Source organism: Streptomyces sp. MspMP-M5 (assembly GCF_000373585.1).
Classification (GTDB): Bacteria; Actinomycetota; Actinomycetes; order Streptomycetales; family Streptomycetaceae; genus Streptomyces.
The window spans coordinates 198,101-220,303 of sequence record NZ_KB891854.1 but is presented as its reverse complement, the minus strand read 5'-3'; the positions used below and the strand labels follow the sequence as shown (position 1 = coordinate 220,303).

Here is a 22,203-nt window from a genome sequence, read left to right as displayed (position 1 = left end):
GCTCCGCCCCCGCTGTGCGGTGCGGCTGCGGCCGGTGTGGCGTCAGGAGGACCGGCGGGCCCGCGTCGCCGTCTTCTTGGCGGCGGTCTTCTTGGCCGGTGCCTTCTTGGCCGCCGTCGCGGCGGTCTTGGCCGTGGCCTTCTTGGCGGCGGTCTTCTTCGCCGCGGTCGAGGCCGTCACCGTCGTCTTCCCGGCGGACTTGGCGGCGGCCACCGCCTTCTTCGCCGTGGCCCTCCGGGCGGCCGGCTTCCGGGGCCCGCCGTCGGCCGGCGCCGCGTCGCTGACCCGCTCGCCGAGGATCTCCCGCAGGAACTTGCCGGTGTGGCTGGCCGGAATCCCCGCGACCTGCTCCGGGGTGCCCTCGGCGACGACCAGGCCGCCGCCGTTGCCGCCCTCGGGGCCCATGTCGATGACCCAGTCAGCGGTCTTGATCACATCGAGGTTGTGCTCGATGACGATGACCGTGTTGCCCTTGTCGACCAGGCCGGAGAGCACCTTGATGAGCTTGCTGATGTCCTCGAAGTGCAGACCGGTGGTGGGCTCGTCGAGGACGTAGACGGTGCTGCCCGTGGAGCGCTTCTGGAGCTCGCTGGCCAGCTTGACGCGCTGCGCCTCGCCGCCGGAGAGGGTCGGCGCGGACTGGCCGAGCCGGACGTAGCCGAGGCCGACCTCGTTGAGCGTCTTGAGGTGGCGGGCGATGGTGGGCACCGCCTCGAAGAAGCTCAGCGCCTCCTCGATGGGCATGTCCAGCACCTCGGCGATGGACTTGCCCTTGTAGTGCACCTCCAGCGTCTCGCGGTTGTAGCGCGCGCCGTGGCAGACCTCGCACGGGACGTAGACGTCCGGGAGGAAGTTCATCTCGATCTTGATGGTGCCGTCGCCGGAGCAGTTCTCGCAGCGGCCGCCCTTGACGTTGAAGGAGAAGCGTCCCGGCAGATAGCCGCGGACCTTGGCCTCCATCGTCTCCGCGAAGAGCTTGCGGACGTGGTCGAAGACGCCGGTGTAGGTGGCCGGGTTGGAGCGCGGGGTCCGGCCGATCGGCGACTGGTCGACGTGCACGACCTTGTCGACGAGGTCGTCGCCGGCGACCCGGGTGTGCCGGCCGGGAACCGACTTGGCGCCGTTCAACTCGCGCGCCAGGTGGGTGTAGAGGATGTCGTTGACCAGCGTCGACTTGCCGGAGCCGGAGACGCCGGTGACGGCGGAGAGCACGCCGAGCGGGAAGGAGACGTCGATGTCGCGGAGGTTGTTCTCCTTCGCGCCGTGGACCGTCAGCTGCCGGGCCGGGTCGGTGGCGCGGCGGACGTCCGGCGTCGCGATGGCCTTCTTGCCGGCGAGGTACTGGCCGGTGATCGAGTCCTTGTTGGCCAGCAGCTGCTTCATGGGGCCGCTGTGGACGACCTTGCCGCCGTGCTCGCCGGCGCCGGGGCCGATGTCGACGACCCAGTCGGCGACCTTGATGGTGTCCTCGTCGTGCTCCACCACGATCAGGGTGTTGCCCATGTCGCGCAGCCGCACCAGGGTCTCGATCAGGCGGTGGTTGTCCCGCTGGTGCAGGCCGATCGACGGCTCGTCGAGGACGTAGAGCACGCCGACCAGGCCGGAGCCGATCTGGGTGGCGAGGCGGATGCGCTGGGCCTCGCCGCCGGAGAGGGTGCCGGCCGCGCGGTTCAGCGAGAGGTAGTCCAGGCCGACGTCGACCAGGAACTTCAGCCGCTCGTTGACCTCCTTGAGGACCCGCTCGGCGATGGTCTTCTCACGGGCGGTGAGCGTCATGGTGCGCAGGAAGTCGGCGCAGTCGCTGATCGACATGGCCGCGACCTCGGCGATCGACTTCTCCTGGACCGTGACGGCGAGCACGATCGGCTTGAGCCGGGTGCCGTCGCAGGTCGGGCAGGGCACCTCGCGCATATAGCCCTCGAAGCGCTCCCGGCTGCTGTCGCTCTCCGCCTCGCTGTGCCGCCGCTTGACGAACGGCACCACGCCCTCGAAGGCGGTGGTGTAGGCCCGCTGGCGGCCGTAGCGGTTGCGGTAGCGGACCTCGATCTGGGTCTTGTGGCCGTAGAGCAGGGCCTTCTTTGCGCGCTGCGGCAGGCCGGCCCAGGGGATGTCCGTGCGGAAGCCCAGGGCGTCGGCGAGGGCGCCGACCAGGCGGCCGAAGTAGTCCTTGGTGTGGCCGCCGGACCAGGGGTGGATGGCGCCCTCGTCGAGCGAGCGTTCCTCGTCCGGGATGATCAGCTCGGGGTCGACCTCCATGCGAGTGCCGATGCCGGTGCAGTCCGGGCAGGCGCCGAAGGGCGAGTTGAAGGAGAAGGAGCGGGGCTCCAGCTCCTCGAAGGAGAGGTCGTCGTAGGCGCAGTAGAGGTGTTCGGAGTACATCCGCTCGCGCTGCGGGTCGTCGGCGTCGAGGTCGACGAAGTCGAGGATGACCATGCCGCCGGAGAGCCCGAGGGCGGTCTCCACGGAGTCGGTCAGCCGGCGCTTGGCGCCGTCCTTGACCGTGAGGCGGTCGACGACCACCTCGATGGTGTGCTTCTCCTGCTTCTTCAGCTTCGGCGGGTCGGCGAGGTGGACGGTCTCCCCGTCGACCCGGGCGCGGCTGTAGCCCTTGGTCTGGAGGTCGGAGAAGAGGTCGACGAACTCGCCCTTGCGCTCGCGCACCAGGGGCGAGAGCACCTGGAAGCGGCTGCCCTCGGGGAGCTCCAGGACCTTGTCCACGATGGCCTGGGGCGACTGCCGGGCGATCGGGCGCCCGCACTCCGGGCAGTGCGGCTTGCCGATCCGGGCGAAGAGCAGGCGGAGGTAGTCGTAGACCTCGGTGATCGTGCCGACCGTGGAGCGCGGGTTGCGCGAGGTCGATTTCTGGTCGATCGAGACCGCGGGGGACAGGCCCTCGATGAAGTCCACATCGGGCTTGTCCATCTGCCCGAGGAACTGCCGGGCGTACGAGGAGAGCGACTCGACATAGCGCCGCTGCCCCTCGGCGAAGATCGTGTCGAAGGCGAGCGAGGACTTGCCCGACCCGGAGAGCCCCGTGAAGACGATGAGGGAGTCGCGGGGGAGGTCGAGCGAGACGTTGCGGAGGTTGTGCTCGCGAGCGCCACGGACGATGAGACGGTCGGCCACGCCGGTCGGCACCTTTCTTGGAGAGGGGCGGAAGCCACGGGCTGCGCCCGCCGCGCGGTGAGCGAGCAGAGGCGGCGGGACGGAGCGGGGCCCCCGACCAAGGGTATGGGGACCGCCGCGGCACTGTCTTTGGGATGCCACACACGAGCCTATAGCACGTGCATTCGATTTACGGGCCGCGCAAGCCCTCTTCACCCAAACGTGTGGCGACGCCGCACCCTTCCCGCCGCGATGACCAGCCATTACGCCGTCCGGTGGCCGGCGCCCCGCGGTCAGCCCCGCCCCGGGCCCCCGTCCGGCAGCGCCCGCTCCAACGCCTCGAAGGTGTGCCGGATCACTGCTTCGTGGTCAGCGGCCACCTCGTCCGCGGGGTCACCCGCCAGCTGCCGGGCGGCGGCCTCCACGTAGCACGTCCGCCACCCCGCGATGATCAGCGCCGCGGCCAGCCGGGCGCTCCGGCCGGGCCGCGCGGGGTCGCCGCCGGCCGCTTCGGCGAGCGCCCCGGCCAGCGCACCCTCGACCTCCTCGACCGCCTCGCGCGCCCGCGCCCGCAGCGCCGGCGCCTCCAGCACCGTGCGGAAGAAGTGGTCGAACCCCTCCCCCGGCCCGCCCAGCGGATGACGCTCGGCCAGCAGGTCCAGCGCGAGCCGGCGCAGCGCGGCCAGCGGCGTCTCGTCCGCGCCGCGCTCCCGCACCGCGCCGACGAGCAGCTCCACCGCCTCCGGGATCCGGTCGAGGAAGAGGTCCTCCTTGCGCGGGAAGTAGTTGAAGACCGTCATCGTGGAGACCTCGGCGGCGCGGGCCACCTCGGCGACGGTGACGTTGTCGAAGCCGCGCTCGACGAAGAGCCGCGTGGCGACGCCGGAGATCCGCTCCCGGGTGAGCCGCTTCTTGCGCTCGCGCAGGCTCGGCACCGCACCCCCCTCCCCCTCCTCGGCCGCCACCCGCCGCCGCTCCCCCGAAGGCTCCCTTTCCGTCACCGTCTCTCCTTTCGCCGCTTTCCAGAGAAAATTGTAGCGGGGACAAATTTTTAGTGACTACACTTTCGCTCCATGAAGCATGACGCAGACGTAGTGGTGGCAGGGGGCGGCCCGGTGGGGCTGATGCTCGCCTGCGAACTGGCACTGGCGGACGTCTCGGTCGTCGTCCTGGAGCGACTGACCGAGGTGGACACCACGATCAAGGCGGGGGCCATCAACACCCCCAGCTCGGAAGCCTTCTACCGGCGGGGCATGCTGCCCGGACTGGCCGAGGTGCAGCGCGCCGCCATGGCGCAGTTCAGCTCGTTCATGCGGCAGCGGGAGGCGGCCGACGCCTCCACGGTCAAGGCGGCGCCGCGGTTCGCCGGGCACTTCGCGGGCATCATGCTCCGCGCCGACCTCCTGGACGAGTCGGACCCGGAGTTCGGCACCAGCGGCCCGGCCACCGAGGTCGGGCTCGTCCCTCAGGAGGCCCTGGAGCGGCTGCTCGCCGCCCGCGCCGCCGAGCTGGGCGTGAGCCTGCGCCGCGGGGTGACCCTGACCGGTCTGGACGCCGACGACGCGGGGGTGCACGTCCACACCTCGGAGGGCTCGCTGCGCGCCGGCTGGCTGGTGGGCTGCGACGGCGGCCGCAGCACGGTGCGCCGGCTCGCCGGATTCCCCTTCCCCGGCACCGATCCGGAGATCACCGGCCACCAGGCCGTCGTGGAGATGACCGGTGCCGACGCCCTGGGGGCCGGCTGGACGTGGACCGACACCGGGACCTACGTCCACGGGCCGACGACCGGCCGGATCCTCACCGTGGAGTTCGACGGACCGCCCACGGACCGCGACGCCCCCATCACCGCCGAGGAGTTGCAGACCTCGCTGCGCCGGGTCTCCGGCGTCCCGGACGTGACGATCACCAAGGTGCTCACGGCCACCCGTTTCACCGACAACGCCCGCCAGGTGCCCGACTACCGCCGGGGCCGGGTGCTGCTCGCCGGTGACGCGGCCCATGTGCACTCCCCGTTCGGCGGCCAGGGCCTCAACCTCGGTATCGGCGACGCGATGAACCTCGGCTGGAAGCTGGCCGCCACGGTGCGCGGCTGGGCCCCGGAGGGGCTGCTCGACAGCTACACCGCCGAGCGGCACCCCATCGGCGCGTGGGTGCTGGAGTGGACCCGGGCCCAAGTGGCGCTGATGCGGCCGGAGTCGCACGCCGGGGCGCTGCGCAAGGTGATCGCCGAACTGTCCGGGACGTCCGACGCCACCACCTTCTTCGTCAAGAAGATCTCCGGCGTCTGGCAGCGCTACGACCTGCCCGGCAGCCACCCGCTGACCGGCCGCAGCGCGCCCGACCTGGAGCTGTCCGACGGCCACCGGCTCGCGGACCATCTGCACGGCGGCCAGGGCCTGTTGCTCGACCTCGCCGACGACCCGGCCCTGCGCGAGCGCGCGGCCGGCCACGAGGACCGGGTGCGCGTCCTGACGGTGGCGTGCCCGGAGCGGCCCGACCTGGCCGGCCTCCTGGTGCGCCCGGACGGCTGCACCGCCTGGGCGGCCGACACCCCGGGCGCCTACGAGGAGTTGGACGCGGCGCTGGGCCAGTGGTTCGGCTCGCCCGCCGCGGTGCCTGCCTAGATGAGTGAGTCCGAAGTCCCGTCGGACGGCCCTCAGGGGGCGGACGGCGTGGAAGAGGCGGTCGCCCCGTCCGCCCCTTCCACGCCCGCGCGCACCGCCCGTGCCACCGGCACACCCCGCTTCCGCCCCGAACGCTGCCGTTCGCCTCCCGGACGGGCCAGGCCGGCGCTAGCGTCGGGCCATGACCATCCCTCCTGATTTCCCGCGCGATGCGGCCGCCGTCCACGAGGCCACCGACCGGCTGCTGGTCTCCCTGGGCAAGCTCGACGACGCCGCGGTCGGCGAGCCGTCGCTGCTCCCCGGATGGACCCGGGGCCATGTCCTGGCCCATCTGGCCCGTAACGCCGACGCCCTGACCAATCTCCTGACCTGGGCGCGGACCGGCGTCCGCACGCCGATGTACGCGAGTACCGCGGCGCGCGACGGCGACATCGAGCGGGGCGCCGACCGTCCGCTGGCGACCCACCTGGAAGACCTCCGGGAGTCCGCGGCCCGTTTCGACGCGGCGGCGCAGTCCCTCCCGGAGGACCGCCGGGCGTACCAGGTCGAGATGCGCAACGGCGTCGTCGAGCGGGCCGACCGGCTGGCGCTGCGCCGGCTGGCCGAGGTCGAACTGCACCATGTCGACCTGGGCGTGGGCTACACCGTCGACCAGCTGTCGCCGGCCTTCGTGGACAGCGAGCTGGACTTCCTCACCGGGATCAAGTTCGCCGGCCACCCGGAGCTGCCCGCGCTGGAGCTGCGCGACGACGACGGCCGCCGGTGGCACACCGGGCGCCGCGGCCCCGACGCCGGCGGCACGGCCGCTCCGGCGGTGGTGAGCGGCTCGGCGCGCGACCTGGTCGGCTGGCTGACCGGGCGCGCGGACGGCGCCCGTCTGGACACCCACGGCGGACCGCTGCCTGTCGTTCCCCCGCTCTAGAGTTGGTGCCATGACCTACAGCGGAGCAGTGAAGGTCGGCGGACCGGCCGACGTGCACGAGCTGACCGACCTGATGATCTCGAAGGTCGCGGTCGGTCCGACGGACAACAACGCCTATGTGCTGCGGTGCCGGGCCACCGACGAGCAGTTGCTGATCGACGCGGCCGCCGAGCCACACACGCTCCTGACGCTGATCGGCGACAGCGGTCTGGCGTCCGTGGTCACCACGCACCAGCACGGCGATCACTGGGGCGCGCTGCGCGAGGTGGTCGACGCCACCGGTGCGCGGACGTACGCGGGGCGGCACGACGCCGAGGGCATCCCCGTCCCCACGGACGTGCTGCTCGACGACGGCGACACCGTGACCGTCGGGCGGGTCCGCCTGACCGCGCGTCATCTGGTGGGGCACACCCCGGGCAGCATCGCGCTGGTCTACGACGACCCGCACGGCCACCCGCACGTCTTCACCGGGGACTGTCTCTTCCCCGGCGGCGTCGGCAACACCTGGGGCAGCGCGGAGCGGTTCGGCACCCTCCTCGACGGCGTGCAGCGCAAGCTCTTCGACGAACTGCCGGACGAGACCTGGGTCTATCCGGGCCATGGCGCCGACACCACGCTCGGCGCCGAGCGGCCGCATCTCGCCGAGTGGCGGGCCCGCGGCTGGTAAGCGGACCGGAGACCGGCTGAGGGCCCGGCGGGCGACACACCGCCCGCCGGGCCCTCCGCGTCACCCGCGGGTGGCCACCTCGGCTTCTTCGGCCGCCTCCACGGACTCCTCGGCCGCCTGGCGCCGCGAGGCCCGCAGGCTGGTCACGGTCGTGATGACCAGCACCGCACCGATCACGCCCAGCGAGACCGGAATGCTGATCTCCGGGACGGCCACCCCGGATTCGTGCAGGGCGTGCAGCACCAGCTTCACGCCGATGAACCCGAGGATCACCGACAGGCCGTAGGAGAGGTGGACCAGCTTCTTCAGCAGCCCGCCGATCAGGAAGTACAGCTGCCGCAGCCCCATCAGGGCGAAGGCGTTGGCGGTGAAGACGATGTACGGGTCCTGGGTCAGGCCGAAGATCGCCGGGATCGAGTCCAGGGCGAACAGGACGTCGGTGGTGCCGATCGCCAGCATGACGATCAGCATCGGCGTCATCAGCCGCCGGCCGTTCTCCACGACGAACAGCCTGGTGCCGTGGTACCGGTCGGTGGACGGGAAGCGGCGCTCGACCGCCTTCAGGAAGCGGTTCTCCTCGAACTCCTCGTCCTCGTGCCCGGACCGCGCCTCCTGGATCAGCTTCCACGCCGTCCAGATGAGGAACGCGCCGAAGAGGTAGAACACCCAGGAGAAGTTGGCGATGATCGCCGCGCCGGCGCCGATGAAGCCGGCCCGCAGCACCAGCGCGATCAGCACCCCGACCATCAGCACCCGTTGCTGGTAGACGGCCGGGACCGCGAACTTGCCCATGATCAGGACGAAGACGAAGAGGTTGTCGACGCTCAGCGACTTCTCGGTGATGAAGCCCGCGAAGAACTCGCCGGCCGGCGCGCCGCCGCCGAACACCAACAGGCCGAGCCCGAACAGCGCGGCGAGCCCCATCCAGACACCGGTCCAGATGCCGGCTTCCTGGAGGGAGACCTCATGGGGTTTGCGTCCGCCGATGAAGAAGTCGACGGCGATCAGGGCGCACAGACCGAGGATGGTCAGCGCCCAGAGGGTGGGGGAAACGTCCACTGCTCCTCCGGCAATGTCGTACGGCACGCACAGCGTCGTCGCTGCCGGGGGACTCGGCGCCCTCCGTACAAGAAAGAGTAAAGGCAGTTCATGAAATGGCAAAGGAAAGGATAAAGCCGCTGGTGGGGGCTGGTCTCTCGAGCGACTGACGGTCAGCCGGGGTGCGAGCCCGCGGCGCGGCGGGCCTCGGCGACACGGTCCATCACCCGGCGGACCACCTCGCTGCGCCGGGGCGCGAGCGGGGGCTCGTACGTCCAGGCATGGCCGACCCAGGGGTCGGCGAGATGGTCGTCGGGCACCGGGGTCAACCGCAGCAGGGCGCGCCACAGCGGGTCCAGGAGCGGCCCGTACTCCCGTGCCCGCTCCCGGTCGGCCACCAGCATCAGATGGACCCCGACCGCGGGGCCCTCGTCGGCCAGATAGCGCAGTTGGTTCAGGGCGCGGTCGTCGAAGCCGTGCGGGAAGTCGTGGACGATCACGAGTTGCTCGGCCGGGTCCAGCTCCGGCGGCAGGGCCTCGGTGGCGCGGTGGCGCACCGCCATCTGGAGGAGGTCGACCCGGCGGGTCAGCGCCCCCAGGACCGCGGCCACGCCCCGGGCGCCGGCCGGCGGCGGCTCGGGCAGCGCGCCGCTCTCCCGCAACGGGGCCAGCGCCGGCCCGGCCGCCCCGGCGGCGTCGATGACCTGGAGGGCGTACGCGCCCGGCGGATGAGCGGCCAGCAGGCGGGCGGCGAGGGCGACGGCGGTCTCCAGGGCGAGGCGCGCCAGCGTGGCCTCGTCGGGCGGCGCGTCGGTGAGCGCACTGCCCAGCTCCCGGCGACCGACCTCCCGCTCCGGGGCGTACCCGGCACGGGGATACGGGCCGGGACCGCTGTCGATCCACAGGCCGCGCTCCAGAGGAAGCCGGACGAGCAGCGGAATGCGCAGGCCAGGGGCCTCCGGGAGGTGCAGATCGCCCAGCCGGACCGCCATCGGATGCTGCCGCGGCGCCTCGTAGCCGTGCCACACCGGGCTGTCCCAACGGGCCAGCGCGGGCGGCAGCGCGGGCTCGACCACCTCCGACACGGCGGTGAGCTGGGCGAGGTCGCGGTCGAGGACGGCGCGGGCCCGGCCGACCAGGTCGGCGTGCCGCTGCCGGGACGCGGCGCGGGCGGCCTCGGTGGCGCCGTCCATACGGGCGCGGGGGTCGGCGAGCGCCTCGTCCAGCTCCCGCTCCAGACGGGAGGCGGCGAAGCCGGCCGCGCCGCGGTACGCCGCGACCGACCGGGCCAGGTCCTCGAACATGCCCCGGACCTGGTTGTAGAGCCGCTCCTCCATGCTCCAGCCGTTGGCGTCACCGGCGACCGGCACGGCGGGGTCCTCCGGGGCACCGGGCGCGGCGACGGGGCCGGCAGACGGCGGGGCCGGGGGCGCAGCGACGGGGCGGGCGGACGGCATACGGGCCGCTGCGGGGTCGGTGGGGCGCCGGGGGTGGCGGTAGTCGATGCGGGAGCCGGGCGGCGGGGTGGCGGGCGTGGCGGCCGGGGCGGTGGAGACGGACGGCGGAGTGGTGGGCGCGCCGGGCTCGGTCGCCGGGGTGTCGGTGGTGGGGGCGGCCGCGGGGGCGGCCGTGGGCCGTTCGGGGCGGCTCGCCACGGCCGGATCGGGGGCCGCCACCGGGGCGTGGCTGGGGCCGGTCGCCGGAGCGGGTTCCGGGCCGTTCGGGGCGGCCTCCTGGCCGGCCGACGGGGTGGACGCCGGGCCGGCCGGTTCCGGTTGCCGGCCGGTCACCGTCGTGATCTCCGCGGCCAGTTCCGCGGCCTCCGGCAGCCCCTGGTCGTGCAGCAGTGCCGCCAGCCCTCCGGCGTACCCCTGGCCCACGGCGCGGATCCGCCAGGCGCCCCGCCGCCGGTAGAGCTCCACGGCGACCAGTGCGGTCTCGGGGCCCAGGCCGGTGAGGGTGCAGCCGACGAGACGGGTGCCGTCGGGGCTCGTCACGGCGACCGACGGCGCGGCGAGGGCACCGAAGCCGCGCGGCACGCCGGGCCCGTCCGGCAGCACCAGCAGCACACTCACCCGCCGCACCGTGCCGGGCAGCGCGGCGAGATCAACCGCGATGCGCTGTTCGGCGGCCACACGGGACGGCACCTCGACGCCCGCCCGCCGCGGTGCGCCCGGATGGGCCACCGCCTCGGCGCCCGGCAGCCGGCCCTGCTCATCGCCGAGCGCGACCGCGGCCAGCACGGGCGCGGCGGCCGCGATCCGGATCTCCACCCGGGTGCGGTCCAGCGGGTGGTTCTGCCCCCGGACGAGCTCCGCCGTCATCGTTCTCCCCCTGCGTGTCGTACGGGTCGCTCGTCAGTGCCGCGGCGCGCCCACGGGCGCGGCAGGACTGTCGGCGGGCCCTTCCGGACCGCGGTCGGCGTCCCGTCGGACGTCCGCAGGTCGACGCCCCGCCCGGCCCGGCGACCGGCCCGCGGCGCCACCTCACCACTCCCGCCGACCGGTGCGGTGACCAATGGTCGGGCGGCTGCTCCCGACCCTACGCACCTGACCCGTCCGGGGCGCGCCGAGCCCCCCTTCCGTGGCGGAGCCGCGACACGCCCGGGTGACGGACCTGCTGTCGGCCCGGCGGCTCCGCGCCCCTCACCCGCCGGTGCCCCGGAGTGGGCCGCCGATGCCCCGCCGCCTACTTCAGTCCGGCCTCCTTCATCTGGCGCAGCTCCTTCTTCAGCTCGCCGACCTCGTCCCGGAGCCGGGCGGCGACCTCGAACTGCAGCTCGGCGGCGGCCGCCCGCATCCGCTCCGTCAGCTCCTCGATGGTCTCGGCGAGTTCGGCGGCGGGACGGTCCGTCAGCGTCTCCGTGCCCTTGCCGCCCTTGCCCTTGGCCGCCTTCCCGGCCTTGCCGCCGAGTGCCGGGACCGGTGCCTTGGCCTTGCCCTCCTTGTCGCCGGCCTTGCGGTAGCCGGTGCCCAGCAGCTCCTGGGTGTCGATCTCCTCACGGGCGAGGGTGGCGACGATGTCGCCGATCTTCTTGCGGAGCGGCTGCGGGTCGATGCCGTTCGCCTTGTTGTACGCCAGCTGCTTCTCCCTGCGGCGGTTGGTCTCCTCGATGGCCTTCGCCATCGCCGGGGTGACCTTGTCGGCGTACATGTGCACCTGACCGGAGACGTTGCGCGCCGCTCGGCCGATGGTCTGGATCAGGGAGGTGCCGGAGCGCAGGAAGCCCTCCTTGTCGGCGTCCAGGATCGCCACCAGGGAGACCTCCGGGAGGTCCAGGCCCTCCCGGAGGAGGTTGATGCCGACGAGCACGTCGAACTCGCCCGACCGCAGCTCGCGCAGCAGCTCCACACGGCGCAGGGTGTCCACGTCGCTGTGCAGATAGCGCACCTGGATGCCGAGCTCCAGGAAGTAGTCGGTGAGGTCCTCGGCCATCTTCTTGGTGAGGGTGGTGACCAGGACCCGTTCGTCCTTCTCGGTGCGCTTGCGGATCTCGTGCACCAGGTCGTCGATCTGGCCGTCGGTGGGCTTGACCACCACCTCCGGGTCGACCAGGCCGGTCGGCCGGATGATCTGCTCCACGAAGCCGTCGCTGCGGGACAGCTCGTACGGGCCGGGCGTCGCGGAGAGGTAGACGGTCTGGCCGACCCGCTCCAGGAACTCCTCCCACTTCAGCGGCCGGTTGTCCAGCGCGGACGGGAGCCGGAAGCCGTGGTCGACGAGGGTGCGCTTGCGGGAGGCGTCGCCCTCGTACATGGCGCCGATCTGCGGGACGGTGACATGCGACTCGTCGACGACCAGCAGGAAGTCGTCCGGGAAGTAGTCCAGGAGGGTGTTGGGCGCCGAGCCCGGCTCGCGGTCGTCCATGTGCATCGAGTAGTTCTCGATGCCCGAGCACGAGCCGATCTGCCGCATCATCTCGATGTCGTAGGTGGTGCGCATGCGCAGCCGCTGGGCCTCCAGCAGCTTGCCCTGCTTCTCCAGGGTGGCGAGCCGGTCGGCCAGCTCCGCCTCGATCCCGGCGATGGCCTTCTCCATGCGCTCGGGTCCGGCGATGTAGTGGCTGGCGGGGAAGACGTAGAGCTGCTGGTCCTCGCTGATCACCTCGCCGGTGAGCGGGTGCAGGGTGGAGAGCGCCTCGATCTCGTCGCCGAACATCTCGATCCGGACGGCCAGCTCCTCGTAGACCGGGAAGATCTCGATGGTGTCGCCGCGGACCCGGAAGGTACCCCGGGTGAACGCCAGGTCGTTGCGGGTGTACTGGATGTCGACGAAGCGGCGCAGCAGCAGGTCGCGGTCGATCTCGTCGCCGACCCTGAGCGGCACCATGCGGTCGACGTACTCCTGGGGCGTACCCAGGCCGTAGATACAGGACACCGAGGCGACGACGACCACGTCGCGCCGGGTGAGGAGCGAGTTCGTCGCGGAGTGGCGCAGGCGTTCGACCTCCTCGTTGATGGAGGAGTCCTTCTCGATGTACGTATCGGACTGCGGGACGTACGCCTCTGGCTGGTAGTAGTCGTAGTACGAGACGAAGTACTCGACGGCGTTGTTGGGCAGCAGCTCGCGGAACTCGTTGGCGAGCTGGGCCGCGAGGGTCTTGTTGGGCGCCATCACCAGCGTCGGGCGCTGGAGCTTCTCGATCATCCACGCGGTGGTGGCCGACTTGCCGGTGCCGGTCGCACCCAGCAGGACGACGTCCTTCTCACCACCGCGGATGCGGCGGTCCAGCTCGGCGATGGCCGCCGGCTGGTCGCCACTGGGCTTGTAGGAGCTGACGACCTCGAAGGGCGCCACCGTGCGTTCGATCTGTGAAACGGGCCGCATGGGATCCACCGTACGACTCGCCACTGACAATGCGTGCCGCATCGGCCCTGACCTGCGGCTTTCCGGGGGCCGCCGGGGCGGCGGGGCGCGGCGGGCGGGCCATGTCCGGCGGCGGGTGTTCCGGCAGCCCGCCCGCGGCGGCCGGGCCCGGGCGGCCCGGCGGCCCGAAGCCGTCGAGGCCGGGTAGGGCGGTATGCCCCGGTCACGTCCGGCAAAAACGGTCAACTGCGCGACGGGTGACTCATCGTCGGTCAAGATGCGCGGATGCCGTGGCTCCGGCAAGTTGGACGACGTCGGGACGTACGTCTGCTGCACGGCCATTCCGGGCATCCTGCAACTACGACGCTCCGCACGGAAACCGGCCACTTCTCATTCCACGCCCGGCCACCGCACGTCCGGCTCCCGCTCCGGCCCGGCTGCGAGGCTCCGTCCGTCCGCCCCGTTCACCTCACTTCACGTCAGCTCACCTCCACGACGTCACGAGGAGTCCGTATGCGTATCCGCCACGTCGTCGCCGTCACCGGTGCCCTCATGGGTCTGTCCGCGCTCGCCGTGCCCGCCTCCGGCGCCCAGGCCGCAGGGCATCATCCTGTGGTGGTCGGCCATCGCGGCGCCGCGGCGTACGCGCCCGAGAACACCCTCGCCTCGGTGGACGCGGCCGACCGGCTCGGCATCTCCTGGGTCGAGAACGACGTCCAGCGCACCAAGGACGGCGAGCTGGTCGTCCTGCACGACACCTCGCTGGCGAGGACGACCAACGTCAAGAAGGTCTTCCCGGACCGCTCCCCGTGGAACGTCGGCGACTTCACGCTCCGGGAGATCGAGAAGCTGGATGCCGGCAGCTGGTTCGGCTCCCGGTTCAAGGGCGAACGGGTGCCGACGCTGGAGGAGTATCTGGAGGAGGTCGAGGACAACGGCCAGAAGCTGTTGATGGAGCTGAAGAACCCCGAGCTCTATCCCGGTATCGAGCGGCAGGCGGTCCGGGAGCTGCGCCGCGACGGCTGGCTGGACAGCGGGCACATCCGGCGCCGCCTGATCGTCCAGAGCTTCAACGCCGACGCGATCAAGAAGTTCCACCACCTGGACCCGGCGGTCAAGACGGGCTTCCTCGGCAGCCCCACGGTCGCCGACCTGCCCAAGTACGCCGCCTACTGCGATCAGATCAACGCTCCGCACACCGCCGTCACCCGGAAGTACGTGAAGGCGGTGCACGGACTCCGGGGCCCGCACCACCGGCGGCTGGAGGTCTACACCTGGACCGTCGACGACGCCAAGGGCGCGGTCGGCATCGCCGGCCTGGGGGTCGACGGGATCATCAGCAACAAGCCCGACGTGGTGCGCGACGCGCTCAACGGGGGCGGCTCCTGACCACCCCCGGCACTGCGGGCGAGGAGCGGGTCCGGCGGGGCCGTGGCCCGCTGCCCGCCACGTTGTCAGTGGCCCGTCCTACGCTGGACACGTGACGAACGCAGAGCACGGCCCAGAGTCGGCCCCGGCGCCGGACGCCGCCCCGGAGGCGGCCCGCCCGACCCGCCGCGACTGGGCCTGGAGGCGCATCGATACCCCGATCGGCCCACTGCTGCTCGCGGCGACCGGGGAGGGCCTGGTACAGGTCGTCTTCCACGCCGGTGAGCGGGTGACCCGGCGGGCACTGGCCCGTCTGGAGGGCGCCTTCGGCGGGCCGCCGGTCCCGGAGACACCTCATCTGGCGACGGCCGCCGCCGAGCTGTCCCGCTATTTCTCCGGTGAGCTGCGGAGCTTCACCGTCCCCCTGGACTGGTCCCTGTCCGGGGGCTTCAACGCCCGGGTGCTGCACGCGCTGGCCGACGACGTCCCGTACGGCAGCGTGGTCGGCTATCAGGACCTCGCCGACCGGGTCGGGGAGCCGGGCGCGGCCCGCGCGGTGGGCGCCGCGATGGGCTCCAACCCGCTCCCCGTGGTCGTGCCCTGCCACCGGGTCGTGGCCAGCGACGGCGGGATCGGCGGCTTCGGCGGCGGCCTGGAGGCCAAGCGGCTGCTGCTGGCCCTGGAGGGCGTGCTGCCCGCTCCCCTGTTCTGAGCACCGCGGTCGCTCCGCCCCCGGTCGTGTCCCGTCCGTTCCCCGTCCCTGTCGCCGCGGCTCCGTCCCGCCGGCCGGCACCGTCCATGAAGGGCCGCGCATGTCCCGTCAGATCGCCCTGCTCCGCGGCATCAACGTCGGGGGCCACAACCGCTTCCCCAAGGCCCACCAGTTGGAGCTGGCCCGTTCCCTGGGGCTGTCCGACGTCTCCGTCCTCCTGCAGACGGGCAACATCGTCTTCGCCGATCCGGGGGTGCCGCCGCAGGAGACCGCCCGGCGGTTCGAGGAGCGGATCGCGGCCGAGCTGGGCCTGACGGTACCGGTGCTCGTACGGACCCGCGACGAGCTGGCCGCCACCGTCGCCGGGAACCCGTTCCCGGCCGCCGTGCCGGAGCCCAGGACGCTGCATGTGACGTTCCTGGCCGAGGCGCCGGCGGACACCGCGGGCCTGGACGCGCTCGACGAGGCGGCGTACGCGCCGGACCGGTTCCGGCTGCTCGGCCGCGAGCTGTATCTGTGGTGCCCGCAGGGCGTCGGGCGCTCCAGGCTCGCCGAGGCGGTCGGCCGCGCCCGGCTCGGCGTGACGGCCACCGCCCGCAACTGGAACACCGTCACCACGCTGCTGGCGCTGGCCGACGCCTGATCTCCCGGACGGCGTGTCCGGGACGGCGGCCCCTCAGCGCCAGCCGTGGAGTTCCCGCAGCCGGTTGGCGACGAGGTTGAATCGGCCCCGGTCGAGCGCGCACGCCTCCCGCCGCATACCGTCGGGGTGGACCCGCAGCACCCGGTCCATCGCGACCCAGGAGTCGCGCCCCGCGCGGTCCCAGGGGCCCGCGCCGATCGCCACCCAGTCCCGGTCGTCGTTGTGGCGCTTGCTCGACAGCTGCACGGCCAGCAGCGTCCCGGCCGCCTCCCGGGCCACCACCAGCACCGGCCGGTCCTTGCCGCGCCCGTCGTTCTCCTCGAAGGGGACCCAGGTCCAGACGATCTCGCCGGGGTCCGGGTCGCCGTCCGGGTCGGGGGCGTAGGTCATCGCGACGGCGCCGACGACGCGCGGCGGTATCTCCGCGGTCGCGGTGGGCCCCTGGCTGCCGGGCAGGGGCGGATGCGGATCTGCTGCGTAGAACGATGCGGTCATCCCCGCACGCTACCGGCAGCGGTGAACACGCTGCTCAGCGGCCCGCGTTGGGGCGTTTCCGGTCGATTGTCAGTGGTCGGTCGTACGGTTTTTCACAGCGGGGGACGGTCGCCGAGGCCGCCCGGAAAGGACCGTCATGTCCAAGATCACGAGGTACCTCTCAGCGGACGGCTCAGCCGGTCGCTCCGCTCCAGGCCGGCCGGCGGGGATCGTCGGCGCGTACGACGACGTCCGCCGCCTGCTCCGGCCGGGTCTCGGCCTCGTAGCGGGCGAACGCCGGCAGCGTCCAGCGCTGGTCCTCCGGCGTACGGCGGGCGAGCGCCCCCGGCGACAGCTTCAGGTGCACGGAGAGATCGAAGGGGAACCAATGCCCGAGCAGCAGCGGACCGTGCAGCAACAGCACGCCGCCGGGCGGAAGTTCCACGTAGGGGCTGCGGGTCGCCCGGTCGGCCTCCGGGTCCCACAGGTCCGGGAGCACCCGCCCGGTGCCGCCCGGTTCCAGCGGCTGGAAGACCTCGCGCCACAGGGCCCGCCGGTCGAACCACTCGTCGTGGTAGGCGTAGGGGTCCTCGTGGCCGTACTCCAGGCGCAGCGAAGCGGGCCGCAGAAAGCCGTGGGTGTCGGCCATGTGCACCGCCCGCCCCCGGAGCCGCAGTGCCTCGGCGAGCCGCCCGGCGAGGTCGCCGGGGGCGGCGGCGGGAGCCCCGTCGACCGCCACCCGCAGCCAGGGGCTCCCGTCGTGCGCGGTCAGCGCGTCGATGCGCGCGGCGAGTGCGTCGGAGAGCCGTTCCCAGGTGATCGCTTCGAGCCGCACCCGCCCATTCTGCCCCGTCGGCGGGCGTCGGGCGCCGGCGGTCAGCGGGAGTGCGGTCCGCCGGGCTGGCCACCGGGGTGGACGTTCGCGATGATGCCGGCCTGCACCACCATGCCGTTCACCCCGCCGCTGACGGTGTTGTGGACGTCCCGCACGGTGGCACCCTGGTCGCGCCGGGGCGCCACCTCGTCCAGCAGCCGGCGCAGTTCGTCCGCCGCGGCCGGGTCCTCGGAGAGCAGCCGCCGCAGTTCGATCCGCCACTGCCCGACCGCGTCCTGGACCGCCAACTCATCGCCGGCCTCCTGGGCGTTGACGACCTCGGCGTGTGTCTCGTCCAGCTCGCGGCCGACCTCCTCCTCGTCGGCGCCGCGGCGCCGGGCGAGCAGGGCCGCCATCCGCCGGCGGAGCGCGCCCCAGCCCTCGGTCGCCATCTGCTGCACCAGCGTCGTCGCCCCGGTCGTGGCCAGCGCCACCAACTCTGCTTCCATCGGACCCCCTCGGCCGTCGTGCGCGCGGTGTCGCACGTGGTGTCACAGTAGAGAGGCGAATCGCCTCGTGCACAGCTTTCGGGCCGGGCTGCGCCGTGATCCGGACTCAGCTCTCCATGGCCGGCCGGGCGGCTCCGTAGCGGCTGAGCACGGCCGCCGCCTCCTTCGTCGCCTCGATGACGCTCCGGGGGACCTCCGGCATCACGGTCTTCTGCTTGAGCAGCAGCACCGCGCCCATGATGGCCCCGTCCCACATGATCGGTGCGGCGCAGGAGTTCCAGCCGGCCATGCACTCCTCGTAGCCGACCGCGTGGCCGAGGTCGCGGACCTCCGCCAGGGAGGCCAGCAGCGCGTCGTTGTCCCGGTAGACACCGGGCCCTGCCTGTTCGGGCACGGGCTCGGCCAGTACGCGCTGCTGGAGGACCTCGGGGAGGTAGGCGAGGATGGTGCGCCCAGAGGCGCCGGTGCGCAGGGAGCGGGTCACGGACAGCACATCGCGCGGGGTCATGCCCAGTTCGGCGAGGTCGGAGTCGCCGACGGCCATGTCGACGCACTGCCGCTGCGCGCCGGAGAACGGCGCGACCATGTAGAGGAACGCCAGCCCGTTGCCGGTCGCCTCGCGCAGGTCGCTCAGGACCGTCTGCGCACCGTCGAGGCGGTGGTCGAGGGCGGTGAAGGCGAGCTGGGCGGCCGAGGTCCGCAACCGGTAGAGGCCGCGGTCCACCCGTTCGAAGATCCGCTGGTAGATGCCGGATTGCAGGATGCGGTAGACGACGGAGTCGTCCAGGCCGGTGAACTCCGCGATCTCACCGGGCCCGTGGGCGGACCCGCCGAGTTCGGCGAAGGCGGTCTGGACGAGGAAGACCCGCTCGGCATGACCGGACCCGGACGTCCGGGAGCCGCCGGAGGCCGCGCTCCTGGAGGCCCGGCCGGTGTGCTGCGCGGCCTCCGGAGCCGTGGCCTGCGACGCTGCGGTGCGTTGGCCCATCGTGTGCTCTCTCTCCTGGCAGTGGTCCGCGCCCGAAGGCGCACGGCGTGTGCGGGGCTCGGTGCCCCGCCCCCGAGGGCACCCGCGTCACCGGGTGACGTCGAGGGCGAGTTTCCCGGTCGGGGTGCGGGCGGCGAGGTCGCGGTGGGCCCGCGCCGCCTCCCCGAGCGCGTAGGTGGTGCCGGTCAGTGTCCTGAGGGAGCCGTCGGCGACGGCGCCGAACAGCGCCCGCATGGAGGTCTGCAGTGCCGTCCGGTCCGCGTAGAGCTGGGGCAGCCAGAAGCCGGAGACGGTGAGGGAGCGCTCCATCAGCTCCCGGGTGGACACGTTCGCCAACTCGCCGCCGGCGAAGCCGTAGACGGCGAGCCGGCCGCGCGGCGCGACGGCAGCCAGGGTCCGGGCGAAGGTGGCGCCGCCGGTCATCTCCAGTGCCGTGTCGACCGGGCCGCCGGCCGCGTCCAGGATGCGCTCGGTGAGGTCCTCGGCGGTGGAGTCGACGACCGCGTGCGCGCCCAGTTCCAGGGCCAGTCGGCGCTTGGCCTCGGAGCCGGCGAGGCCGATGACCTTCGCGCCGGCCCGCGCCGCGAGCTGGACGGCGAGTGTGCCGACCCCGCCCGCCGCGGCCGGGACGACGACGCTCTCCCCCTCGCTGAGGCGCAGCGCGGTGAAGAGCAGGTGCCAGGCGCTGTTGCCCTGGAGGGCCAGCGCGACCGCCTGTTCGTCGCCGACGGTGTCGGGCACGTCCCAGGTGACGCGGCGGTGCAGCAGGGCCCGTTCCGCGTAGCCGCCGCCTCGGGTGAGCCCGACGACCCGCCGGCCGCCGTCGAGGGTTCCGACGACCTCGTTGCCGGGTATGTACGGCAGTTCGACCGGCGCGAGGTAGGTGTCGCCGCGGACGTGCACATCGGCGTAGTTGACACCCGCCAGCCTCACGTCGACGAGCGCGTGCCCGGCGCGGGGCGTCGGCTCGGGGGCGTCCTCCAGGCGGAGCACGTCCGGGTCGCCGAATTCTCGCATCACGATCGCGCGCACGACTCTCCCTCAGATTCTCCGGTGCGGTGCCCGCACAGGGTAGGCACGACGCCGGTCGGAGCGCCGCCTCCCGATCATTTCGCGCCAACCCTTCGGACTTTCTGGGCGCGGTGGCCCCCCTGGCACCCCGGTTTCCCGGGAGTTTTCTCGTGTCGCGAGAAAAGTTCGGTTCGGTTCATACCCATTGGGACGTTTTGGCGTGGATCTACCGGGCGGTATACGGCGGGTGGCTCCCACACATCCCTCACTCGGCTTCGGCTACCGGAAGTGATCGACGCCGCCTACGATCCGGACGTGTGTCCGCCGTTGACGAGAGCCGACGGCCGCGTTCCCAAGGGCAGAGCACAGCGCGCGAGGCAGCGGTGCCGGCCCGCCCCACCCGGTGAACCGGGCGGGGAGTGGCGGAGGACGGGGCCCGGGCCGCGCCGGGGCGGACACGGCCTGAGGGGGAATCATGATGGGGAAATCGGGGGGCGGCAGGCCGGCGTTCGCGCCGGCCTGCCGGGACCCGCAACGGGCTCTGCCTCTTCCGCCGGCGCCTCTGCGCATCCTGCGAACCGCGTCTGCTTCCCTGCCGTCGTTGACTGCACGGGTCACCGACGCCGCCGACGCCGTCATCGCCGCCGCGCGCCGCCACTCCCGGCCGTACGCCGCACCGCCCTTTCTGGAGGCGGCCCGGCCCGGCCGGGGATTCGCGCGCCACCGCCGAGAAAGGGACCGCCCATGAACGCGTCGAGTCGAACGACCAGCGCCGGGCTCCAGTTCACGCACCCGTACCTCGCCGTGGTGCTCGGCGGCGGCTTCACGGGCATGCTCGCCGCCGCGGCACTGTCCGCGTACGCCGACGTGATCGTGGTCGAGCGGGAACGGCTGTCCCGTACGCCCGCGTTACGCACGGATCTTCCGCAGCCGCGGCACACCCACCTGCTGGCGTCGGACGGCGCCCGGGTCGTGGAGAGCCTGCTGCCCGGCACGGTCGAACGGTGGCTGGCCGCGGGCGCCCACCGGCTCGCGATGCCGTCGGAGGCCGCCGGTCCGCTGCAGCCCGGCCGGCCCGCTCGCCGGGTCCGTACGCGGCAGGTGTTCGCCTGCTCCCGCGATCTGCTCGACCGGGTCGTGCGCGAGCAGGTGCCGGCCCTCCCTGGGGTGTCGGTCCTGGACGGCACGGAGGCGGAGCGGCTGACCGGCACCGCCGAGCACGTCACCGGGGTGTGGGTCCGCGACACCACCAGCGGTGAAACGTACCGCCTGGACGCCGATCTCGTGGTCGACGCCACCGGCCGCTCGTCCACCACCCCGGACCGGCTGGCGGCGCTCGGCCTGCCGGCCGCGCCGGAGGACGTCCGGGACGCCGGCATCGTCAGTGCCACCCGCATCTTCCGTACACCGCCCGGATACGAGAACTGCCCGGTGCTCACCGCCCGTTCGGACTGCTGTCCGGTCGGCGCCGCCGGTGGCGGCAACGCGTCGCCGGCGTCCCTGCTCCCGGCCGCGCGGACCGCGACCCTGGTCCCGATCGAGCACGGGCGCTGGCTGGTCACCCTCACCGGCGGCAACGGCACTGAGCGGCCGTCCGAACGCGCCGACCGCTTCGTGCCGTTCGCCCGCCGCATCCACACGTCCATCGGGGACCTCATCGCCGACGCCGAGCCGCTGAGCGAGGTACGACTGACCCGCGACACCTCCAGCCGCCGCCACCGCTACGAGCAACTGCCCAGCTGGCCCTCCGGGTTCCTCGCCCTCGGCGGCGCGGTGGCCTCGGTCACCCCGGACTCCGGGCAGGGCCTGTCCCTCGCCGCGCACGGCGCCGCCGCGCTCCGCACGGCGCTGCGGCGGTATGGCCTGGACGACCCCGCGCTGGGCCGCCGGGTGCAGCGTGTCATCGGCGGTCTCGTCGAGGCACCGTGGGCGCTGGCCACCGGGGCGGAGCTGCCGCCGTCCCCGCGTCCCGGTGCACTGCGGCCGTCGTTGGCCACGCGCGTCGTGCACGGCGCCATGAGCGGGTTACGCGTCCCCACCACCGGCCTGCCCCCGGTCTGCCGCGCCTACGTGGACGTGGTCAGGCCCGCTGCCCCGGTGGCCCATCCGCCGCACCCGCTCGCCCCGCGACCGGCATCCGCCACGCCGTCGTCCGCGGTACGGTCACCGGAGCCCGATGCCCCGGGCACCCCGCCCGCCCTGCCGTCCCCGCTCACGCCCTCCGCCGCCGCGCTCACGGCGCCGCCGCCCTCGGCCGCGCCGGGCGGCCCCGGCCCCGAGCAGACGCCCCGCCGACTGCCCCGCCCCCTCGGCTTCGGCGCCGCATCGCTGCGCCGACGACGGCTCAACGGCGGCCGCCGGAAGCCCGGCGGGGACTGAGACCCCGGCCCTGGTCCCGGCACAGCGCCGGCTCTGAATTACGGTGGGCGCCAGGTATACATCTCCGATCGCCGGCGGCGCGGCCACGGGCGATCGTCACCACCAGGGGGTTGCGGAAAAAGGTGACGCGCGCTACAACGCAC

18 protein-coding genes are annotated in these 22,203 nt (G+C 73.1%); 8 read left to right on the top strand and 10 right to left on the bottom strand.

Features of this window, described 5'->3' with window-relative positions:
- Nucleotides 1-42 precede the first annotated feature (42 nt).
- Both uvrA and B073_RS0104100 read right to left on the bottom strand, forming a co-directional pair.
- Complete coding sequence (gene uvrA / locus B073_RS0104105) at nt 43-3,126, bottom strand: excinuclease ABC subunit UvrA (protein ID WP_018536819.1); 3,084 nt, start codon at nt 3,124-3,126, stop codon at nt 43-45.
- 272 nt (nt 3,127-3,398) lie between these two features.
- On the bottom strand, nt 3,399-4,106 hold the full coding sequence (locus B073_RS0104100; protein ID WP_420706423.1) for a TetR/AcrR family transcriptional regulator: 708 nt from the start codon (nt 4,104-4,106) through the stop codon (nt 3,399-3,401).
- A gap of 72 nt (nt 4,107-4,178) precedes the next feature.
- On the opposite strand from B073_RS0104100, the gene B073_RS0104095 reads away from it, so the two are divergent.
- The 3 genes from B073_RS0104095 (at nt 4,179) to B073_RS0104085 (ending at nt 7,318) form a co-directional block, all read left to right on the top strand.
- Nucleotides 4,179-5,729 (top strand): FAD-dependent oxidoreductase, encoded by a 1,551-nt coding sequence (locus B073_RS0104095; RefSeq protein ID WP_037810846.1) that lies wholly within the window; start codon nt 4,179-4,181, stop codon nt 5,727-5,729.
- A gap of 181 nt (nt 5,730-5,910) precedes the next feature.
- Entirely contained in the window at nt 5,911-6,651 is a 741-nt protein-coding gene (locus B073_RS0104090) for a maleylpyruvate isomerase family mycothiol-dependent enzyme (protein WP_018536816.1), read from the top strand.
- A gap of 10 nt (nt 6,652-6,661) precedes the next feature.
- Nucleotides 6,662-7,318 carry an MBL fold metallo-hydrolase gene (locus B073_RS0104085; RefSeq protein WP_026247047.1) on the top strand — a complete coding sequence of 219 codons (657 nt, stop codon included), beginning with the start codon at nt 6,662-6,664 and terminating at the stop codon, nt 7,316-7,318.
- A gap of 60 nt (nt 7,319-7,378) precedes the next feature.
- Here B073_RS0104085 and B073_RS0104080 read toward each other — a convergent pair whose 3' ends face one another.
- The 3 genes from B073_RS0104080 to uvrB form a co-directional block, all read right to left on the bottom strand.
- Nucleotides 7,379-8,377 (bottom strand): TerC family protein, encoded by a 999-nt coding sequence (locus B073_RS0104080; protein WP_018536814.1) that lies wholly within the window; start codon nt 8,375-8,377, stop codon nt 7,379-7,381.
- Nucleotides 8,378-8,529: 152 nt separating this feature from the next.
- Nucleotides 8,530-10,680, bottom strand: coding sequence for a TerD family protein (locus B073_RS0104075; RefSeq protein ID WP_018536813.1), 2,151 nt, complete (start codon nt 10,678-10,680; stop codon nt 8,530-8,532).
- A gap of 364 nt (nt 10,681-11,044) precedes the next feature.
- Nucleotides 11,045-13,183 carry an excinuclease ABC subunit UvrB gene (uvrB, locus tag B073_RS0104070; RefSeq protein WP_018536812.1) on the bottom strand — a complete coding sequence of 713 codons (2,139 nt, stop codon included), beginning with the start codon at nt 13,181-13,183 and terminating at the stop codon, nt 11,045-11,047.
- Between the two features lie 492 nt (nt 13,184-13,675).
- On the opposite strand from uvrB, the gene B073_RS0104065 reads away from it, so the two are divergent.
- The 3 genes from B073_RS0104065 to B073_RS0104055 all read left to right on the top strand — a co-directional run bounded on the left by B073_RS0104065 (nt 13,676) and on the right by B073_RS0104055 (nt 15,885).
- A complete protein-coding gene (locus B073_RS0104065; protein ID WP_018536811.1) occupies nt 13,676-14,551 on the top strand; it encodes a glycerophosphodiester phosphodiesterase in 876 nt (291 codons plus the stop codon).
- Between the two features lie 91 nt (nt 14,552-14,642).
- Nucleotides 14,643-15,242: a methylated-DNA--[protein]-cysteine S-methyltransferase gene (locus B073_RS0104060; protein ID WP_018536810.1), complete on the top strand. Its 600-nt coding sequence runs from the start codon at nt 14,643-14,645 to the stop codon at nt 15,240-15,242.
- A 100-nt stretch (nt 15,243-15,342) separates the two neighbouring features.
- Nucleotides 15,343-15,885 carry a DUF1697 domain-containing protein gene (locus B073_RS0104055; RefSeq protein ID WP_018536809.1) on the top strand — a complete coding sequence of 181 codons (543 nt, stop codon included), beginning with the start codon at nt 15,343-15,345 and terminating at the stop codon, nt 15,883-15,885.
- A 33-nt stretch (nt 15,886-15,918) separates the two neighbouring features.
- On the opposite strand, the gene B073_RS0104050 is transcribed toward B073_RS0104055, so the two are convergent.
- The 5 genes from B073_RS0104050 to B073_RS0104030 all read right to left on the bottom strand — a co-directional run bounded on the left by B073_RS0104050 (nt 15,919) and on the right by B073_RS0104030 (nt 19,702).
- Nucleotides 15,919-16,380, bottom strand: a complete 462-nt coding sequence (locus B073_RS0104050) for a type II toxin-antitoxin system PemK/MazF family toxin (RefSeq protein WP_018536808.1) — start codon at nt 16,378-16,380, stop codon at nt 15,919-15,921.
- 172 nt (nt 16,381-16,552) lie between these two features.
- Entirely contained in the window at nt 16,553-17,194 is a 642-nt protein-coding gene (locus B073_RS0104045; protein WP_018536807.1) for a uridine kinase, read from the bottom strand.
- A gap of 41 nt (nt 17,195-17,235) precedes the next feature.
- Nucleotides 17,236-17,682 carry a hypothetical protein gene (locus tag B073_RS0104040; protein WP_026247046.1) on the bottom strand — a complete coding sequence of 149 codons (447 nt, stop codon included), beginning with the start codon at nt 17,680-17,682 and terminating at the stop codon, nt 17,236-17,238.
- 106 nt (nt 17,683-17,788) lie between these two features.
- Complete coding sequence (locus B073_RS0104035) at nt 17,789-18,670, bottom strand: IclR family transcriptional regulator domain-containing protein (RefSeq protein ID WP_018536805.1); 882 nt, start codon at nt 18,668-18,670, stop codon at nt 17,789-17,791.
- An 87-nt stretch (nt 18,671-18,757) separates the two neighbouring features.
- Nucleotides 18,758-19,702, bottom strand: a complete 945-nt coding sequence (locus B073_RS0104030; RefSeq protein WP_018536804.1) for a quinone oxidoreductase family protein — start codon at nt 19,700-19,702, stop codon at nt 18,758-18,760.
- 580 nt (nt 19,703-20,282) lie between these two features.
- Between B073_RS0104030 and B073_RS46215 the strand changes: the two genes are divergently transcribed.
- Both B073_RS46215 and B073_RS39060 read left to right on the top strand, forming a co-directional pair.
- Nucleotides 20,283-20,429: a hypothetical protein gene (locus tag B073_RS46215; protein ID WP_158690087.1), complete on the top strand. Its 147-nt coding sequence runs from the start codon at nt 20,283-20,285 to the stop codon at nt 20,427-20,429.
- Complete coding sequence (locus tag B073_RS39060; protein WP_018536803.1) at nt 20,426-22,060, top strand: NAD(P)/FAD-dependent oxidoreductase; 1,635 nt, start codon at nt 20,426-20,428, stop codon at nt 22,058-22,060. The genes B073_RS46215 and B073_RS39060 overlap by 4 nt, the downstream gene beginning before the upstream one ends.
- The last annotated feature ends 143 nt before the right edge of the window (nt 22,061-22,203 follow it).

Bases quoted from the DNA above. Each gene is read 5' to 3' on its own strand.
- B073_RS0104090 (WP_018536816.1), top strand. From the start codon at position 5,911: ATGACCATCCCTCCTGATTTCCCGCGCGATGCGGCCGCCGTCCACGAG.
- B073_RS0104040 (WP_026247046.1), bottom strand. From the start codon at position 17,682: ATGGAAGCAGAGTTGGTGGCGCTGGCCACGACCGGGGCGACGACGCTG.
- B073_RS0104055 (WP_018536809.1), top strand. From the start codon at position 15,343: ATGTCCCGTCAGATCGCCCTGCTCCGCGGCATCAACGTCGGGGGCCAC.
- B073_RS0104075 (WP_018536813.1), bottom strand. From the start codon at position 10,680: ATGACGGCGGAGCTCGTCCGGGGGCAGAACCACCCGCTGGACCGCACC.
- B073_RS39060 (WP_018536803.1), top strand. From the start codon at position 20,426: ATGAACGCGTCGAGTCGAACGACCAGCGCCGGGCTCCAGTTCACGCAC.
- B073_RS0104050 (WP_018536808.1), bottom strand. From the start codon at position 16,380: ATGACCGCATCGTTCTACGCAGCAGATCCGCATCCGCCCCTGCCCGGC.
- B073_RS0104035 (WP_018536805.1), bottom strand. From the start codon at position 18,670: ATGGGCCAACGCACCGCAGCGTCGCAGGCCACGGCTCCGGAGGCCGCG.
- B073_RS0104085 (WP_026247047.1), top strand. From the start codon at position 6,662: ATGACCTACAGCGGAGCAGTGAAGGTCGGCGGACCGGCCGACGTGCAC.
- uvrB (WP_018536812.1), bottom strand. From the start codon at position 13,183: ATGCGGCCCGTTTCACAGATCGAACGCACGGTGGCGCCCTTCGAGGTC.
- B073_RS0104065 (WP_018536811.1), top strand. From the start codon at position 13,676: ATGCGTATCCGCCACGTCGTCGCCGTCACCGGTGCCCTCATGGGTCTG.
- B073_RS0104095 (WP_037810846.1), top strand. From the start codon at position 4,179: ATGAAGCATGACGCAGACGTAGTGGTGGCAGGGGGCGGCCCGGTGGGG.